Consider the following 17,115-nt stretch of genomic DNA (forward strand, 5'->3'; position numbering starts at 1 on the left):
GTCACTCCTTGGGGGCGAAGCGGGTCAGCAGCTCCCGAGGGACCACTACGAACGTTTCCGATGGCTTCACGTCGCGGAGCTGCTCCAGGTGCTCGGGGTCGGTGAGTTTGTCGCCCTGGACCACGATGTCGCCCGTCTCCTCGACCTCGTAGAGAGTGGGGCAATCACCGTCGTCGCTGGTGGTGCCGATGAACCTGAGCGTCATGTCGCCCTCCGTCTGCCTCGGTGGAGAGACCAGGATGCGCGAGATCGTGAGCCAGCACCGGACGATTGCGGCAGATTGCTGATCACCAGACATCCGTCCAGGTTGCGCGCAACCCAACCGTGGCCAACAGCCTGCCTCCCGGCCTATCGCCGACGACGGGAAACGGCTTGAAGGTCCAGATACCAAAGCAGCGGCCATGTCCCCAGGTGAGGCACATCTCGGAGACGCACATCACACCGCGGGCCCACCAGGCGGGACAGCCCACGGCGAGACATACGATCCGGCAGTGGCAATCAACATCCCTGAACAACTGATCACGCTTGGGCGGTCCGCCGCCGAAGAGCAGCACAAGGCCCTCGCCGAGCCCTACACCGCGCAGGGGTGGGCTGCCTGGCGTGAGGCGGCTGCCGCGTTCCAGCTCGCCGTGACCGAGCACGCCGAGACGGCCGACGTGTCCCGGGTCGAGCTGGAGATGGCCGTGAAGAAAGCCGTGCTGCATCCGGAGCCGGAAGGTATCTGACGCACGTCCGCCCCGCACCCAGGCGCTGTTCCGGGTGAGGGGCGGTCTCGTAGCTGCGCCCAGCCAAAGGCGCGAATTGGGATGAGCCCACGGTACTGGGCCGGTACGACAACCGGGGCGGCCCGCCGCGACGGGGGTGACACGGCGGGCCATGGCCAGTGTGGCAGGGGCGGGCGTAGTTCGCGGAGGTCCAGGAAAGACTTAGAATCGAACTTATGTCCGATACTCCGTCGCGCCTGGTCATGCTGCGATTCCTCAGGAGAGTGCAGGAGCGGCAGCTCGCCCAGACCGACCGGTGGATCGCCGACGAAGAGCAGCGAGAGGCCGAGCAACGGCAGGGCGAGGAGCGACGACCTCCGACACCCGACTGGGTCGTCGAGCTGGGCATCGGCGAAGGTCGACCCCCTACCGAGGTCCACGCCGGGTGGTGCCACGCCATCGGCAAGCGGCACCGAGCCATCGACCGGACCCAGGCCCTCGCCCTCCTCGCGGACGGCGTCCGGGCCTGCGCACACTGCCGGCCGGACACCGAGCTCGGGGTGCTGTGAACGACAGCCCAACGCACCCTGGAGAGGTGAGCACCCCGATAGTCGTGCACGGTCTGTCCCGCACTGGCGGGCGGAGAGTCGCCGTCAAGGGAAAGGTCGTCGGGCTCGCCCGCAACGACAGCGACCTCGTCGAGTTCCTGAGGCGGGCCGGACTCGAAGAAGCCTGGGACCTCCTCGACGACCCGCACTGGATCGAATGGCGCGGCGGGCGGGCGCATCGGTACGAAGCAGCGTGACGAAACTTCCCCCTGTCCGAGCCATAGCCGGAACGGGGCACGGTCCTTCTCGCGTGCCATATGGCGGCCCCGTCGACCGGGGGAATGCGACGGGGCCAGCGCCAGTGTGGCAGAGGCGCCGCCTACGGTTCTGTATCGGCGGCGAGTTGTTGGGTGCGTGCGTCCACACGGTCTACCGCATCCCGCAGCGAGCTGCCGCTGTTGGGGTGCAGCTCGTGCTCGACCGAGCCGAGACGCTCCTCGATCCCATCCAGCCGTGCCATCACACCAGGGCGGCCCGGAACGCCAGGCCGGCCAGGTACGCCGTTCCAGTCGTCGACAAACTCGTCGACCCGGGTGACGATGCGGCGGACACCGCGCGTCATGCGCCACAGCAGGCCAAGGGCTGCCGCCACAGCGGCAGCCGCCAGCGACCAGATGACTGCCACGTCCACGGCCACGACTCCGGTAGTGCCCTCGCTCACTCGGGGCTCCTGACCGTCTCGGTCAGCCCCGGCCCCTCCGGCCCGCCCGCCGCCACCGCAGTGAGCACCGCCAGGAGCGCCGCGCTCCCCGCGAGCGAAAGCCCCTGCCCCCAGTCGACATCAAGGACTCCAGCGGCATCGAGACCGAGCGTCGCGATCAGAGCCTGCGCGGCCGTCCGTACAGCCCTCTCCGAGGTAGCGAGCCAGAACGCGGCAGTGAACACGGAGGCAGCCATCAGCCGTCCTTCTTTGCCGCGTTCAGGGTCTTGTCGATCCGACGGACCCGCGTCACGAGGTCAGCGAACACCGATCGGCCCGTCCAGTAGTGCTGAGGACTCTTCGGGTCGTCGCTGTAGTCCGCAGCGTCCTTCGGCGCGTCGAAACGGTCTGCGCTCAGCAGCCGCTCGACTACCGCGTCCGCGATCTTCTTCACGTCTGCGTCGCTCACGGCCATGGAGTCCTCCTGCTTGGGTGGGGCGGAACCGCTGGGGCTCCAACTGGCGGGGTGCTTGAGTCGCTCGGCCACGTCAGCACGGAGCCGGGGCATGTCGATACCGCGCGGATCGATCTTGTCCGCGCTCCACTCCCGGTGGCCGATCACGGACTTCGCCGACCACCCGTGGGCCCGGCACAGGGCCGCCTGGACACGGACGATCGCGTCGTACTGCGCCTTGGGCCAGGGGTCCTTGCCGTCGCCGAGGTTCTCGCACTCCCACCCGTAGAACCTGGCGTTGCCGTCGGTTCCGTTCGCGTTGCCCTTCGTGGGCGGTGCCGGGCGGGTGCTGTATGACTCGGCGATCACCTGGTCCAGGACGCGCGGATCCCCGCCCCCGGCGTGGTTGGTGCGGCCCCAGCCGACCAGGTGCACACGGCCGTCCTTCGCGATCATCCCGTGGCACAGCGGGCCTGGCAGGTCCGCGTAGCCGTCTCGGACGATCCGGACCGTGGACCCGGTGCCCTTGGTCACGGTGTGATGCACGATGCTGCCGTTGAGCGGACCCCACGGCCCCTTCGAGTTCCGGTTGTGGGTGCGCCAGTTCCCAACCTCCACCACATGGACGCCTTCAGCCCGCAGCGCCTGGAGCAGCCGCTCGGCGGCCAGCGGGGCCGCCATCAGCCGTCCTCCGTCGTCCGGGCGATCGCTGCGTTGGCCCAGAACATGGCTTCTTCGAGTTTGGTGATCGCGAGGGCCTGTTCCCGCCCGGCGGGGCACACGTCCGCGATCGTCGCGGCGAGCCCCGCGCATGCTCCACGCATCGTGGCGTGGGCTGCGGCGCGCTCGGGCGTCGCGGGCGGGTGATAGGTGAACCGGTGTGTCAGGTCGTCGGAGGTAAGCACGTCAGCGTCCCTTCTTCTGCGCGCTGCCCACGGTCGGGTGGGGCGGGTTGTACCCGGACATGCGGGCAGCGGTCGCCGGCGGGATGCCGGCCGCGATCAGCGCTTCGTAGTCCTGGCGGGCCTGTTCCTGCGCCGCCGCTTCCTCCTCGGCGACCTTGGCCGCGTTCGCCGCCTCGATCGCTGCGACGCCCTCGTTGTACTCGGCCTCGGTGACTTCGACGGCACCCTCCGGGGGCTCGGCGCCCTCGTAATTCACGGTCCGCACGGAGTAAGAGCCGTTGTCGTGCCGGTAGTAGTAGGTGTGTTCCACCGTGATCCTCTTCCTTTCAGAGGACGAAAACGAAAGCGTTGATGCCCCACTGGATGCGGGTGTACGTCGCGCCGCCAGACCCGCGGGACACAGTGATCAGCAACGGCTCGGTGAGCGTCCCGCCTGCGGGGATGACGCGATGCCACGTCTTGGCGACCTGCGTGTGCACAGCCGTTGCGGTGCTGCTGCCCCGATTCGCGAAATACGTCATGTTGTCCGGGCCAATCCCGCAGCCGCCGCCCGAATTTGCGGGGAAAGTGAAGTCGACATCCACGTCGACATTCACGATGACGTGTGCTTCACGGCACGCGTCCGGATTCGTGATCTTCAGCGACGGGGTGATGGCCGGAACATTGCTGCCCGTTGGAACCGGTGTCGCCAGGAAGGCCTGGCTGGCGTTATCGGTGAGGAAGGCGAACTTCCCCCGGGGCTCCGAGCGGAGCTTTCCGGTGCTGTCGCAGTAGACGCGCCCGCCCTCGACATCCAGATCACACGTAAACGGCCACTTGCCGACAGCCGCCGTGAGCGGCGCACCGGTCGACCCGTCACCGGTCAGCCCGCACGCCGTGGCCACCGTGCCGCCCGTGCCTCCTGAAACGACGAGCCCATTCGGGCCGCACTTCAGCAGGTTCGCCGGATTCGAATCCAGGCGCGGCGACGCGACGAGCGGGGCCGTGGTGGTGCCCTGGCCGCTCAGGGTGATGCAGCTGCTGTCAGCGACGACGAGCGGGGCCGGTTTCGCGGTGATCACGACGGGATTTGACGGGCTGCCTGCGCCATCGACTTGAATGCCGTCGCCCGCGACGATCACGCACGAGCACCGGTCTGTGCCACACCCGCATCGGGCCACTGGACCACTCCAACGTCAGAGATGGCCCGGCCCACAACCAGCGGCACCACAAGCGTAACCGCGACACCCTGCTACCCGTAGAGCTCGACGATCACGATGCCGTTCCCGCCGACCCCGCCGTCGTACTTCGTGCCGTCCGAGCTGAACGCGCCGCCTGCGCCGCCGCCACGCCCACGGGACGTGCCGCCGGGCCCGGACGTCGTCCGCCCGTACCCGCCGAATCCCATCCAGGAGTCCCCGCCACGGCCGGACATGCCGCGCATCGCCATGCGCAACGCTCCTTCACCGGCACCGCCACCGCTAGTGATCTGCCCAGTCCCGGCCGGCGGCGCCGACGTGCCGTTCGACGTGGTGTTCGTGACGTCGGACACCATGCCGTCACCGCCGGGATTCCCGCCGACCGCAGTCACCACGCCACCGAACGAGGACGCCCCGCCAGCCGTGCCGGGGTTGTTGCCGAGACCACCGGCACCGCCCGCACCGACCACGACGGACTCGACATCGGCCAGAGCCCCCACCTCGATGACAGACTCCGAGTACCCGCCGCCGCTCCCGCCGGGCCGGGCGATCAGCTGCTTCGCCGCCGCCTCGGCCCCGGCCGACCCGCCCCCGCCGGCCTGGACCTTGACCCTGATCCGGGCCAGCCACGGGTAATCCGCCTTCAGGAACTTGAACGTGCCGGGCGTGCCGAACTGGACCACCTTGCGGAGTCCCATCGTGCCCGGGTTCAAGCACAGCTCACCGGTCTCGTCGACGTTGAAGTACTCGCCGCACGCGCAGACGCTGGCCACGATCCCCTCCCAAGGGGTTGCAGTAACGAGCCCGGCCCAAAACCAGCGACTGCACCGAGCCTAAGGCAGGCCCTCGCCGCCGGAGTAAGCCACGCTGGCCTCCAAGAGCCACTGCGATCTGCAGTTTCAAGGATGCCCCAAGGTTTGCCCAAGGCTGGCCGAGCACTGTTGGTTCCGTTCGACAAGAACACGAACAGCAGGCACACATCCGCTCGTTGACGTCGACGAAAGGCAACATCATGCGCACCCGTAATATCCTCGCTGGGCTCGCCCTTGGAACCGCAATCACGCTGGGTGGCGTAGCAGCGCCGGCCCAGGCGGCTTCCGCACCCTCCGCTTCTGCCGCCAACACCAAGAGCCCCGTGGAGGTCCAGCGCGCGGACGCGGTAAAGCACTTCTACAGCAGCCACATGACCGCTCAGGCTTGCTACGACGCCGCCAGCTACTGGATAGGCAAGCACCCCAGCTGGTGGGCAACCTGCGAACGGTTTCCTGGCACCGACGGGGTCATGAAGTGGCACCTCTACATGTGGTACTAGGCGCTGCCCCAAGAGCTGTCCCGTAAGCCCTAAAGCGGCATTGGTGTTGCCGTGAGGTGTACGTCCACCCCGGCGGCTGGAACGGCGGGGGGCAGGCCGAGCCCGAGGACCGGCCGGGTGCGCCAGACCCGCACCGTCACCGCGGTGCCGGTGATCTCCTCGGCGGTGACGGTCAGCGGCCCGTCCTCGCCCCCGACCGGGGCGACGGCGATGGCACTGATGACGGGCGGTTCGGCCAGGGGCGGTTCGAGTGCCCAGGTGGCGCGGCCGTCATGGTCGGTGACGACGACCGTGGCGGCCGGGGCCGGGCCTGGCGGTCCTTCCGGTCCTCGCTCACCGGGCGGGCCCGGCGGGCCGGGCACCGGGGCCGTATTGGGCTGGTGCTCCATCGACCTCGTGCGCCGGTCCAGGTCCCGGAGGACACCGGCGAGAGGACTGTCGGGCGAGCGCCTGGCGGCGGAGCCACGCAATGCCACGAGGCTCACACCCCTGCCGGGGTGAGCTGGAGAGAGACGCGCTCCCCGTCGGCGTCTTCGTGCACCTTGACCATGGCGATCTTCAGGCTCTGCGCGATGTCCCGGCACGTCTGGGTCGTCGTGACGTCCACGCACCACCCCGGGACGAGGGCGGGCACATCCACGCTGCTGTCCGGCGCCAGGACGGCTTCCTGGGAGTCGAGGAACACCGGGGCCGGGGACGACGCGGCCAGGCGGCTCCTGGCTGCGGCTTCTGCCGACGCGTCGTCGAGGATCGACGACTCCTCCGCAACGCGCTCGATCAGCCCGTAGTAAGGGTGGACACCGCCGGCCTCGCCCCGCACTCCGTCCTTGCCGTGGATCACCCACCGGGTGGCGAGCGCCAGGCCGTCCTCCGCGACGACGAGCTCGGACGCGAAATCGTCGTCCGTCAGCGACCCGACGCGGGCGTAGTGGTCTTCGGGGAGGATCAGGATCTGCTGCCCGAGCACGGTGAAGTCGATGCCGGTGGCGGCCAGGTCCCGCAAGTGGTCGCCGCTCTGCCCGACATCGGCCTGATAGGCCCTGTCACCGCGGATGCGGGACGGGCCGATGATCTGCACACTGTGCCCGGGGTCGTCCGGCTGGAACGCGTCATCGATCAGCCACTCGGCGATCTCGGCCAGCTCGCGGTCCACGAAAGTCTGGTCGTTGTGCGGGGTACGGCGGTCGACCCACCCGAGGATGTCGACCGCGCTGACCTGCACCCCGTCAGCCGTCCACTCCGGTGCGGTGATCGGCCCCTCCCACACCGGTTGAGTGTCCCGGTAGATCGCGAGCTTGTGCCGCCACGACCGGACACGGGACAGGGCCGCGCAGCAGTCCGCATCCGGGGCCACGAGCACCCGGGCGGTAGAGACATCGTCCAGGACGCGGGACCACTCGACGTCCAGCAGCACGTCAGCCACGGCGACCACGGCCCCGTCGCGGTCGATGATCTGCGCCGTGTGAGATGAGCAGCCAGCAGGCACAGCAGCCTCCCCAGTGTGGGTGGTGCCCGGCCCAAAACCAGCAGCAGCACGGCGAGTGTACGGTCAGTACTCCCGGCCACTCAGGGACACCGTCACCGTCGCATCGGCGGCCGGGGTGAAGATCGCATCCACCGCGATCTCCACGCAGTACCGGTCACAGGTCAGCAGAGGGAAGGCGAGCGGGCCGCCGTCGCGCCCGTACGCGTCCGTCGTCCCCTCGCACCGGCCCAGGCATTCCACGGTCGCTCTACCGACCTGTCCGTCCAGCGTCATCGTCCCACCGGCCGCCACGAACCCGATCTCGTACGTGCTGTGCGGGTTGCAGCGCTCCAGGTCCACAACCTCCTCGCAGGACAGGCCCTCGTGTTCCAGGGTGCGTTCGTAGATCGTGACGGTGGCACGGCGCAGGTCGCTGCTCCCGGCACTGACCTCGATGACCGGGACCGCCCCGAACCACCGCGGCCACGTCGACAGGTCCAGTTCGTACGTCTCCGTGTTCACGGCCAGGGCGTGGCGGAAGCACGTCTCCGGCGGGGGGAGCCGTGGTGGTGTCGGGGTGCGGCACGTCGGGTCATCACACAGCGCCTGCGGGTCCGGGCACGCGGCCAGACGGCACGTCGCGGCACACGGGTCGCGTACCGGCTCGTTCGCCGGCCACACCACCTCGCACGCCGCCGTGTCGACGAGCTCCACCGCCACGGTGCCGGGGGCGCAACTGGCGTCCCCGGGCTCGATGCATACCGGCGGCAGTGGTACGGACGGGCCTCCGTGAATGCACCAGGTGATGCACTCGCCGTCGTCGCCCCGCAGCGGGGCGGTGATGACCGGCACCGGATCCGCCCACAACCACGGCGTGCCCGCAGTCAGAACGAACTCCACGGTGAGGATGTCCGCGCCGCTCTGGCACGCGCCGCTGCCGGTGCAGCCGTCACCGTTGCGGTCGATGACGCGCGGCCCGTCGACCAGCGCGACGCGGCGCAGTGTCCGCCGGTGCCGTGCCGCGAAACTGTCCGGGTCCTCGTTCTCGGGCGGGCAGCAGTTGTACACGGTCAGGCAGTCTCCGCCGCACCCGCCCCCGCACCCGGACAAGGCCTGTGCCAGCCACCGCAGCCCGTAGGCGACGCCGCAGCACGTCACGCCGAGGAGTACCGCGGTGACGGTGATGGTGCGCGGCTGCACGCGCGGCGCGCCCAGGGCGGCCCCGCCGGTCACCGAGGCTGTCACCGACCGTTTGACCGGATGGTCGTCCATCCCTTCGACGGACAGGACGAGCATGCCGGCGAAGTCGGCAGACTCGGGGACGTCCTCGTCCCACCATGGCGCCTCGTCGTCCCACGGGGTGCTGTACGGCTCATCGCCGACGTGCTCGGCCGTGAAGGTCGGGCACCCGCAGTTCCCGACGCTGTCGAGCGGAGACCCGACACTCGACAGGTATGCCTCCAGGCGGGCGGAGTTGAAGATCTCAACGCCGCCGAGGTTCATGTAGTCGGTGAACATCACACCACCCCGGCGGCGAGCGTCATGCGGGTGAGTACGCGCCTGGCTGTCATGTGGGCATCGCCCGCCTCGTGGATCGTCCAGTGGTTCGTGATGGAAGCACCGGCCGCCTGCACGGGGGCCGGCTGCGGGGCCGCGTTCCGGGGCGCGACCACGGAGGCCATGAGGCCGCCTTGTTCGGCCTGCTGCCGGAGACGCTGGGACCTCGTGAGCGGGGCAATGACCGGGGTCCTGACGTCGCTGATGCCGCTCAGCGAGGAGCCGATACGGCCGGGCAGCACCGCGAACTGGCCGCTGACGGTGTCGACGACGGCCCTGGCCGCTGCCCGCGCGGCCTTCTCCAGCACGGAGATACGGTTGGTCAGACCGACCTGGAGCCCGGCCCCGGTCTGATCACCGATCTCAGCGAACACACGGGACGGTGACTTGATGCGCAGCGCGGTACGGATCGAGCGCTGCATGCCCTTCGCGATGTCGAGCATCAACTGCTCGATGTCCTTCTTCTGCCCCTTGAGGCCCGCGAGGAGGCCGCGCCCGGCTTCCTTCCCGGCGTCGTACAGGGCATTCGCGGCAAGCTTGCCGAGCTGGTCGGACGCCCCCACCAGCTGGCCCTGAAGCTGGTTGATCTCCTTCAGCGAGGCAGCGGACTGCCGGGACAGCGTGCGGGCGATCTCCGCACCGGCCTGCGGGCCCATCTGGATGACCTGCTCCAGCAGGTCCTTGCGCAGGCCCTTCTTCCGCAGCGTGTCAATCTGCGACGAGAACGCCTTGACCTGCGCCACAGCGTCTTTCAGCCCATTGATGATGGAGGCGCCGGTCAGGTTCTCGGCGCCCTGGGTGAGGTTCTGCAACGAGAACGCCGACAGTGCGGCGTTCTTCGTATCGGTGGCGAACTTCTGGGCGTCGGCGATCCGCTGGGCCAGCTTGTCGCGTTGCGTCGCCAGCTTCTGCAGCTTCGCGTTGCCGTCCTTGACCATGGTCACGAGCCGGTCGTCGACCCGCGTGTTCTGGCCCTTGAACGCCTGCGTGATCTCGCGGGCAATCTTGTCGGTGGTCTGCTTGATCTGCGACGCCGTCCCGGTCAGGCCGACGATGAAGCCCTTCCCGGTGTTCTTACCGATCTCGACGAAAACCCGAGACGGCGAGTGGATCTTCAGGACGTCTTTCGCTGCCTTGATCGCCGAACTCACAACGGATTTCGCGGCCGACGCCACCTGACCGGCCATGGCCTTCACACCGTTGATGAGGCCCTGCACAAGCTGACGGCCAGCCCCCACCAGTGCCGACGCCGCCCCTGACAGTGCACCCCTGATCCTGCCCGGCAGCCCGGTGAAGAACGACACCAGCTGCGTGCCGAAAGACCGCGCCGCGCCGAGGGCCGAGGAGCCGGCCGAGCGCATCACGGACGCGATCCGGCCCGGCATCGACGAGATGGCCGACGCCGCCCGGCCCGGCAACTGCGCGAGGAACGAGATGACGGCCGAGATACCTGCCGACACCGCAGACTTCGCGGAGTTCCACGCCGAGGTGAACACCCCGGCGAGCGTCGACCCGAGCGACGACAGAGCATTCAAGATCATTCCCGGCGCCCGCTGGAACAGCAGAATGACCACACCGATCGCGGTGCCGATCACGGTCCCGAGGCCGGTCAGCGCCGATTGGAAGAAGCTGCTCAGCAGGCCCGGCAACGCCTGAAGCGCCGAAAGGATCAGCCCCGGCAGCCCGGTGAAGAACGTGACGATGCCATTGAAGGCGGTCGCGACCATAGCGCCGAGAGCCGACAGCCCGGACATGATCAGACTCGGCAGGTTCGTGATGAACGTGATCACCGACGTCAGCGCGGACGCGAGGCCGGTCAGCGCGGTCACCACGAGCGTGAGGACCGGCACCACCGTCTTGATGATCAGCCACGACGCGAAAGAGGCGGCGATCTTCAGAATGGGCGCGGCAAGGCTGACGAGCAGGGACACGATCGGCACCAGCGCCGCGACAAGCTCAGCGATCGGCGGGAGCAGCGGCACCAGCGCCGCGACCAACGCGTTGAACGCGTCGATGATCGGCGGGAGGATCGGCAGGAGCGCGGTGAGGATTTGCCCGACCAGCGGGGCGAGCGCAGCAACCAGCGTCGTCGCAGCCTGCCCCACGGACGCCAGCAGCGGGGCGAGCGCCTGCGCCGCAGACCCGAGCGCGGCCCCCAGCGCGGCAGCGACCTGGGTCAGTACGGGGATCAGCGGGGACACGGCGGCCAGGAGACTGGACACCAGCCCGACCAGCGGCCCCAGGAGCGGAATGACCGCCTGCAACGCCGCCCCCAGAACGGCGCTCAGCAGACTGCCCAACTGCGTGATCACCGGGGCCAGTGCACCGGCCAGCTGTGAGATGAGTGGCCCCAGCGCGGTAGCGAGCTGCTGGAACGCGGGGGCGAGCGCGCCGAGGAGCACCGCCGCGATCTGCCCGACCAACGGCAGGAGCGGGGTGAGTGCGGTGATGATCGAACCGACCGCCGCTCCGACCGGCCCCAGTGCCGGGCCCAGCGTCGCGAACGTGTCGGCGAGGGCCGTGCCCACACCGGCCAGACTCGGCCCGATGGCGGCGAGCGCGGGCCCCAGTGCGTTGATGAGCCCCACCAGGGCCGGGCCCAGCGCGACGAACACCGGCGCAAGGGCGGGTGCAATGGCCCCGATCTGCGTGACCAGGGCCGAGAGGATCGGCCCGAGCTGAGCAGCGATCGACGCGACCGTCCCGAAGACGTTCCCGATGGCCTCCTGGCCCTTGGCACTGTTGACGAACTCGCGGAAGGACCCCGTGATCGTCTGGAGGTTGTTGAGCAGCCCGCCCCCGGCCCCGTCGGCCGCACGGAACATGCCGCTGATGATCGAGCCGACGTTCGCGGCGATCGCCCCGAGCTGCTTGAAAACTGCGACGGCGCCGCTTACCGCCTCAACGGCCTTGCCGGATGCCGCGAGAGTCGACAGCCAGGTCCCGAGCTGTGCACCGGCCTGGCCGATCGAAGCGCCGAGCCCGGGACCGAACGCGGTCAGGACCGCCGCGGCGATGTCCAGAAACCCCTTCGCGATCGGGGCGATTGCGACCTGGAGCCCAGAGGCGGCGCTCTGAGTGCCCTTGATGATCGCCTGAAGCGGGGCGAGTGCCTGCCCCGACGCGGCGAACTTCAGACCCTCGCTGGCAGCCTTGCCGAACTCGGCCGCGACTCCCTGCAGCCCCGTCCGCAGGGGCAGCAGGTTGGTGACCGCCCCGGAGACGTCGCCGGCGAACTGCTTGAAGAACGACTGCTGGACGGCCTGCTGAACCGCCTTCAGGTCCGGGGCCAGCTCCTTGACCGCCAGGACAGCTTTCTGTGCCGCCGGGGCGAGCGCGTCCAGGGCCTCCTGGAACTTCTCGGCGTCCCCGCTGAACGCTGCCCCCAGGGCATCGCCCACGCCGAGCAACGCCAATTTCAGCGTGTTGATCGCGACAACACCACCGGCGATCGCAGCAGGGAACGCGGCGACGATCCCCGCTGCCGGGGCCAGGGCGGCCACCAGCCCGCCGACCGACTGCGCGGCACTGGCCGCCGCGATACCGATCGCGCCGAGCTTCAACAGACCAGTCAGAGCGCCACCGACCCGACCCGCAACACCCCCCAGCCCACTGAGCGCCCGCGCGAACCGGTCGCTGTCGACGTCGGTGTTGACGTGGACCGTGACGTCCGGCGCCCGGTGCGCCCTCACCCGGGCGTCGAAGTCGCCGAAGTCCGGGACGACCCGGACCGGCACCTCCTCACCGGCGAGCATGGCGCGGACGCGCTCCATGAATCCGGTCAGGTCCGGCGTGACCGGAATGGACAGGCTCGCCGTGGAGTGAAGTTCATCCCGGATCCGGGCATGGAAACGGTCCAGGTCCGGCTCCACGCGGACGGTGACGGCTGCCGCATCCAAACCATGCTGGATATTGCGACGGATCTCAGCACCCAGGCCGCGGGTCGCCCGGTCCAGGGCTCGCTGAATGCGGATACCGAGGTCGCGTGCATCAGCGACCGCGCCGGAATCGTCCAGGACGATCCGGATCCGGGCGGATCCGTAGTCCTCGTCCTCACCCATCGGGCAACCTCACACGTGTGATGGCTGCCCGGCCCAGAACCAGCGGCTATGCCGGCCGCCCCCTGCGGGGAGGACGGCCGCGCGTCCAGACTATCCGCTGCGCCCCCCGGAGAGCCTGGCATCCTCCGCCGCCAGCTGCGCCGCGAGCGACTGCGCTTGCGCCCGCGACATACCCGCCCCTGGGGCCGGGCGCCGCACTTCACGGCAGGCACCGGGCGGCGGCGCGTACAGCTTCGCCCGGATCCGCTGCCGCTCGGCATCGTCCTCCGCCGTCTGCTCGATCGCCGTCTCAGCGGCGTTCAGCATCCGCCTCAGCGTCCACGCGTGGAGGTCGACGCCTTGGAGCGCGAGCTGCCCGTCCCACGAGTCCCACGCGGCGGCGATGCTGTGGCAGAGCCGCTCGACGACCCAGAAGGGCGGCCTCCCCCGTAGATCGTCATCGTCCACTCCAGCAGCTCGCCAATGATCCGCGTCGGCAACTGCACCTCCGCGAACCGCTCGGCCGACTCGGGGAGCATCATCCGCGCAAGGAAGGCCCGAACCGCGTGGTTGGCCTCACGTACGGCTGCCGTGCTCGTGTCCTGGCCATCCGTGGCCTCCGCCGCCTCGCGGACCTTCTCGTACGCGTCCAGGAACTCGTCGCCCATGATCTCCGGGCGGAATTCCAAGACCAGATCATCGCCGATCTCGGCAACGTGGGGCTCGGCGTTCAGGGCGAAAGATGCCTTGGCCATGAGGGCTCCTACAGCTTCGTGCCAACGCCCGGCCCAAAACCAGCGGCGTACCACGAGGGTAGCCGCAGACAGGAAACGGCCCCGCTCCCCCGAGGCGGACGCGAGGCCGTCGTCTCGTTTCCCGCTCGGCCCGTAGCCAGCAGCGTGGAGGCCCCGCCAATTTGCCAGCCTTTCGTCAACGAGCAACAGGAATCGCGGCAAGCTGAAACCTGGTGGGGAGCCGCACAGCAGCAGTCACGAGCGGCCGACCAGGCAGGGACGAGGTCAGCGTCCCTCGCGCAGGGCACGCGCGAGGAAGTTGTTCGGGCGGGTGCCAGGATGCCGGGCGTACGCGGCATACACGACCCGGCCGCCGACAGTGAACCGCAGGGCCTGCGCCCGGCGCGGGCGGATGACGTGCGGCCGGGTCCCGTCAAGAACGTAACGGACGGCCGGATGGTCGCACACGATGACGCCCTGCAGGCCGCCCGGACCGGGTACCACCTTCCAGGAGATGTAGCGGCCCATGGAGCCCGGCGCCTCGCGTTCGGCGATCGTCGCGACCCGCTCTGTCCGTTCCCGGAGCTTCCGTTCGGCCCGGCCGCCCCGCATCCGCAGCATGCGGGCGATCCGGCCCTGATCGATCCGGACTTCCACACTCACGACGCCTCCTCTCCCGGGCACGGCGCGCACCCAGGCAGGGCGACCGTGACCCGCTGCTCGATACCGACGCACCCGCCCTCGGGCCCGATGGTGCGCTGTGCGCCGAGGACGAACTTCCGGCCTCTGCGCCTGGCCGACGTGCCAGGCAGGCAGCACAGCAGCGCGTTGTACACGGTGACCGCGTCCACGTGCAGGACCCGGGCCGCCGCCGCCAGTTCCTCACACGCCGGGGGGCAGCCGTTGACGTCCGGTCCTGGGGCGCACCGCAGCAGGGTGATGACCAGTTCCACGGCCGTGGTGGCTGGCGGGGCACAGTGCCGGACGCCGCGAACCTCGCGGTCCTCGGCGGGAAACACAGTGCTCGGGTAGATGCGGGCCACGTTCACCGAGAGTTGCCCGCCGGCGTCCCCGGTGCACGGGTCGGCGCAGGAGTCCCATGCGGCCTGTCCGGGTACGACGCAGGCCCGGCAATCTGGGCACCCGGGCTGATCGTCGACCTCTTCGGCTGTCGCTTCCAGGGCGGCGCACACGCAGCCGAGGACAGCTTCAGTGAGGTCATGGAGCGCGAGAGGACTCAGGGCCATTGCTGCACCCTCGGGCGTCGGAAATCGGGACTGTAGACCCTGGATGCGCTTGCCTGACGATAGGGGTTTACCGCGAACAGCCAGGCGTCAGCGAGCGGGAGGCCGGTTCGGCCTTCGGAGTAGATGAGCGTCGGGTCGGCTTTCTCCCACTGGACGCCCTGCCTGGTCATGCGGGTGATGTTCGGGTTGGCCTTGCACCCGCACGAACCGCCGCCTCCGGTGCAGCCCTTCATGAGGTGGCAGGTCAGTTCTGACACCGCTGCGATCGCCGCAGCGTCCAGGGGGAGGCCGGTCCTGTACGTGACGCAGAGGGTGCCGGGGGTGCCGCAGGGGGCGGCCATGTCCTGGCACGTCGGCCAGCACTCGCCGTCCGTACGGACCAGCACGTTCGGGGAGTCGACCCGGTACGCCTCCGGCACCAGGACGTCCTCGCCGTCCTGGACCGACACGATGTCGTACACCGGGCCGTCGAGGCGGATCTCGCAGAGCTCACCGCACGAGCAGTCCGAGGTACAGCCGCAGATGCTCGCGTTGCGCCACTGCCCATCCGCGCCGAGGTACGGAATCCACCCCCCGCTGCTCTGCACACCGGTAGGGAACGAGGCCGAGTAGGAGTCGAGGCACGCTTTGCGGCAGGGCCGGACGGTGACGGGGCAGGACGGCCCCCATCTGCGTCCGGAGAGCGCCCACAGGAGTTGGGAGGCGACCAGTGCCCAGCGCTGCACCTGGTCCTCGGGCATGTCCTCGGGGACGTCGCAGCACAGGTCAACGGGCCATGGATCACAAACCGTTCCGATGGTCATCGGTGCCGCCCCCGGGCCTCGTACCGGCATGGCTCGTGGAACTGGCCGCGGATGAACCAGCCGACCCGGCCGTGAGCGAAGCTGTCCGGCATCGTCGACAGGTACGGCGATTCGGCCGGGAACCTGGGCGACCGGGTCAGCACCTTGACGTCGTCGATCCGGTCACCGCCGAGCCCGGCCAGGTTCCCGTACAGGGTCCGCTTGTGCACGACATCGAGCCGCTGCCCCGCGTCGAGGGCGTCGAGCATGCCGGCCTTGTCGACGAGCAGTGGTACGTGCAGCTCGTACGACAGCGGATCCGAGTGCCCCAGGCTTTCGAGGAGCGCCCGGGTCTCCTGCATCCCACGCAAATACTTCCCGCTGTTGCGGGTCTCGTAGTACCTCTCCACCTCGCGCACGGGTCCGCGGTGCAGCACCGGCATGGACTCCTGCGCCTGCATGACGAAGAAGTCGTCATTGCACAGCAAGAACCTGTCCGTGACGTCCGGGTGCTCGCATGCCGCACGCATGGCGACCGTGGTGTTCTGGTACTTCGTGCCCGACTGCCGAGTGGGCAGGTGCTCGACGTCGGCGACCCACGCGGGCCGGTACCCGATGAGCCATACCCTCCGGTGCGGGAGGTTCGCCGCCCACGACCGCAGCGCATACCGCAGCTGGGTGTTGGCGGCGCCCTCCCGCACCGGCACGACGATGTCGTGCACCGCCATCAGGACGCCTTGCAGTAGTCGCCCGCCAAGGGGATGTACGTGGTAGACGGCTCCGGCGGAGCGATGGACGTGATGAACGTCCTGCGGTGGCAGGAGGATTCGAGCGGGGTGAGCATCGGGCCGGGGGCTCCGGCGGCGTCCTGGGCCTGGACGTCGTACGGGCCGACACCCCACTTCCCGCCCGCCCGGGTCGAACCGGTCAGTTCCAGGTTCACGGCCTCGTTTGCAAGCTCCAGATCTCCGATGATCCCGTTGCTCACCCAGGGCAGCAGGAAGTACAGCCAGGCCCCATCCGCGGCCTCTTCTTCACATACGTCTTCGCCGAGGACGTCCGTCCACACCTCCATGGCGAAGCCGGACTTGCAGGGGATCGAGCAGGAGTCGAACCCGATCGGCTTGCCGTCGTAGTCGAAGTACACGGGGCTGCCGGTCATGATCTCGATCAGCTCCGGTGACGCCGCGAAGAACGTGAACGTGATGTCGTAGCCGTTGAGGGTCGGGCAACCCTTCTTGAACCCGCACTGACGGCCGTTGGCGGCCTTGAACGTGATGTCGTCGCCCTCCTCAATGTTCGCGGCCATCTGGACGCTCGCGAAGCACTCGGTGACGAACGAGGAATCGTCACCGCAGACAGGACGGCCACACCCGTCGACGCGGGTGACGCGGACCGTGGCTGCGTTTGAGATGAGAGGTGCTGGCACGGGGCTGGCCTCCAACAGAGTTGGTTGGCCCGGCCCAGAACCAGCGGCATCGTCACCAGC

The 17,115-nt window shown here is 69.2% G+C and carries 23 protein-coding genes; 4 read left to right on the top strand and 19 right to left on the bottom strand.

Annotated elements, in window-relative coordinates; translation table 11 throughout:
* Position 1: 1 nt before the first annotated feature.
* Positions 2-205, bottom strand: coding sequence for a hypothetical protein (locus ACIOHC_RS10875; RefSeq protein ID WP_401842374.1), 204 nt, complete (start codon positions 203-205; stop codon positions 2-4).
* A 286-nt stretch (positions 206-491) separates the two neighbouring features.
* Between ACIOHC_RS10875 and ACIOHC_RS10880 the strand changes: the two genes are divergently transcribed.
* From ACIOHC_RS10880 to ACIOHC_RS10890, 3 genes are all read left to right on the top strand, one after another.
* Positions 492-725 carry a hypothetical protein gene (locus ACIOHC_RS10880; protein WP_401842376.1) on the top strand — a complete coding sequence of 78 codons (234 nt, stop codon included), beginning with the start codon at positions 492-494 and terminating at the stop codon, positions 723-725.
* 215 nt (positions 726-940) lie between these two features.
* Positions 941-1,273 (top strand): DUF6233 domain-containing protein, encoded by a 333-nt coding sequence (locus ACIOHC_RS10885; protein WP_401842377.1) that lies wholly within the window; start codon positions 941-943, stop codon positions 1,271-1,273.
* Between the two features lie 26 nt (positions 1,274-1,299).
* Positions 1,300-1,509 (top strand): hypothetical protein, encoded by a 210-nt coding sequence (locus ACIOHC_RS10890; RefSeq protein WP_401842379.1) that lies wholly within the window; start codon positions 1,300-1,302, stop codon positions 1,507-1,509.
* Between the two features lie 122 nt (positions 1,510-1,631).
* On the opposite strand, the gene ACIOHC_RS10895 is transcribed toward ACIOHC_RS10890, so the two are convergent.
* The 7 genes from ACIOHC_RS10895 to ACIOHC_RS10925 form a co-directional block, all read right to left on the bottom strand.
* Complete coding sequence (locus tag ACIOHC_RS10895; RefSeq protein ID WP_401842381.1) at positions 1,632-1,973, bottom strand: hypothetical protein; 342 nt, start codon at positions 1,971-1,973, stop codon at positions 1,632-1,634.
* Positions 1,970-2,209, bottom strand: coding sequence for a holin (locus tag ACIOHC_RS10900; protein ID WP_401842382.1), 240 nt, complete (start codon positions 2,207-2,209; stop codon positions 1,970-1,972). Before ACIOHC_RS10900 ends, ACIOHC_RS10895 begins: the two co-directional genes overlap by 4 nt.
* Positions 2,209-3,087 carry an N-acetylmuramoyl-L-alanine amidase gene (locus ACIOHC_RS10905; RefSeq protein WP_401842384.1) on the bottom strand — a complete coding sequence of 293 codons (879 nt, stop codon included), beginning with the start codon at positions 3,085-3,087 and terminating at the stop codon, positions 2,209-2,211. Before ACIOHC_RS10905 ends, ACIOHC_RS10900 begins: the two co-directional genes overlap by 1 nt.
* A complete protein-coding gene (locus tag ACIOHC_RS10910; RefSeq protein ID WP_401842386.1) occupies positions 3,087-3,311 on the bottom strand; it encodes a hypothetical protein in 225 nt (74 codons plus the stop codon). Before ACIOHC_RS10910 ends, ACIOHC_RS10905 begins: the two co-directional genes overlap by 1 nt.
* A 1-nt stretch (position 3,312) precedes the next feature.
* A complete protein-coding gene (locus ACIOHC_RS10915) occupies positions 3,313-3,621 on the bottom strand; it encodes a hypothetical protein (RefSeq protein WP_401842387.1) in 309 nt (102 codons plus the stop codon).
* Between the two features lie 16 nt (positions 3,622-3,637).
* Positions 3,638-4,432 carry a hypothetical protein gene (locus ACIOHC_RS10920; RefSeq protein WP_401842389.1) on the bottom strand — a complete coding sequence of 265 codons (795 nt, stop codon included), beginning with the start codon at positions 4,430-4,432 and terminating at the stop codon, positions 3,638-3,640.
* Positions 4,433-4,542: 110 nt separating this feature from the next.
* The gene (locus ACIOHC_RS10925) at positions 4,543-5,262 is read right to left on the bottom strand and encodes a hypothetical protein (protein WP_401842391.1); all 720 of its coding nucleotides are present in this window, start codon (positions 5,260-5,262) and stop codon (positions 4,543-4,545) included.
* Between the two features lie 410 nt (positions 5,263-5,672).
* Here ACIOHC_RS10925 and ACIOHC_RS10930 point away from each other — a divergent pair, with 410 nt between their 5' ends.
* A complete protein-coding gene (locus tag ACIOHC_RS10930) occupies positions 5,673-5,801 on the top strand; it encodes a hypothetical protein (RefSeq protein WP_401842392.1) in 129 nt (42 codons plus the stop codon).
* 29 nt (positions 5,802-5,830) lie between these two features.
* On the opposite strand, the gene ACIOHC_RS10935 is transcribed toward ACIOHC_RS10930, so the two are convergent.
* The 11 genes from ACIOHC_RS10935 to ACIOHC_RS10985 all read right to left on the bottom strand — a co-directional run bounded on the left by ACIOHC_RS10935 (position 5,831) and on the right by ACIOHC_RS10985 (position 16,935).
* A complete protein-coding gene (locus ACIOHC_RS10935; protein WP_401842394.1) occupies positions 5,831-6,277 on the bottom strand; it encodes a hypothetical protein in 447 nt (148 codons plus the stop codon).
* A gap of 5 nt (positions 6,278-6,282) precedes the next feature.
* The gene (locus ACIOHC_RS10940; RefSeq protein ID WP_401842395.1) at positions 6,283-7,224 is read right to left on the bottom strand and encodes a hypothetical protein; all 942 of its coding nucleotides are present in this window, start codon (positions 7,222-7,224) and stop codon (positions 6,283-6,285) included.
* Between the two features lie 126 nt (positions 7,225-7,350).
* On the bottom strand, positions 7,351-8,784 hold the full coding sequence (locus ACIOHC_RS10945; RefSeq protein WP_401842396.1) for a hypothetical protein: 1,434 nt from the start codon (positions 8,782-8,784) through the stop codon (positions 7,351-7,353).
* Positions 8,784-12,884: a hypothetical protein gene (locus ACIOHC_RS10950; protein WP_401842397.1), complete on the bottom strand. Its 4,101-nt coding sequence runs from the start codon at positions 12,882-12,884 to the stop codon at positions 8,784-8,786. Before ACIOHC_RS10950 ends, ACIOHC_RS10945 begins: the two co-directional genes overlap by 1 nt.
* A gap of 90 nt (positions 12,885-12,974) precedes the next feature.
* Positions 12,975-13,190 (bottom strand): hypothetical protein, encoded by a 216-nt coding sequence (locus ACIOHC_RS10955; RefSeq protein ID WP_401842398.1) that lies wholly within the window; start codon positions 13,188-13,190, stop codon positions 12,975-12,977.
* A gap of 5 nt (positions 13,191-13,195) precedes the next feature.
* Complete coding sequence (locus ACIOHC_RS10960; protein WP_401842399.1) at positions 13,196-13,618, bottom strand: hypothetical protein; 423 nt, start codon at positions 13,616-13,618, stop codon at positions 13,196-13,198.
* Between the two features lie 264 nt (positions 13,619-13,882).
* Entirely contained in the window at positions 13,883-14,260 is a 378-nt protein-coding gene (locus ACIOHC_RS10965; RefSeq protein ID WP_401842401.1) for a hypothetical protein, read from the bottom strand.
* The gene (locus tag ACIOHC_RS10970) at positions 14,257-14,844 is read right to left on the bottom strand and encodes a hypothetical protein (protein ID WP_401842402.1); all 588 of its coding nucleotides are present in this window, start codon (positions 14,842-14,844) and stop codon (positions 14,257-14,259) included. The genes ACIOHC_RS10965 and ACIOHC_RS10970 overlap by 4 nt, the downstream gene beginning before the upstream one ends.
* Positions 14,835-15,584 carry a hypothetical protein gene (locus ACIOHC_RS10975; RefSeq protein ID WP_401842404.1) on the bottom strand — a complete coding sequence of 250 codons (750 nt, stop codon included), beginning with the start codon at positions 15,582-15,584 and terminating at the stop codon, positions 14,835-14,837. The genes ACIOHC_RS10970 and ACIOHC_RS10975 overlap by 10 nt, the downstream gene beginning before the upstream one ends.
* Positions 15,585-15,643: 59 nt before the next feature.
* The gene (locus tag ACIOHC_RS10980; protein WP_401842405.1) at positions 15,644-16,354 is read right to left on the bottom strand and encodes a hypothetical protein; all 711 of its coding nucleotides are present in this window, start codon (positions 16,352-16,354) and stop codon (positions 15,644-15,646) included.
* A complete protein-coding gene (locus ACIOHC_RS10985; protein ID WP_401842407.1) occupies positions 16,354-16,935 on the bottom strand; it encodes a hypothetical protein in 582 nt (193 codons plus the stop codon). Before ACIOHC_RS10985 ends, ACIOHC_RS10980 begins: the two co-directional genes overlap by 1 nt.
* Positions 16,936-17,115: the final 180 nt, after the last annotated feature.

It is taken from the genome of Streptomyces sp. NPDC088252 (assembly GCF_044740965.1).
GTDB lineage: Bacteria > Actinomycetota > Actinomycetes > Streptomycetales > Streptomycetaceae > Streptomyces.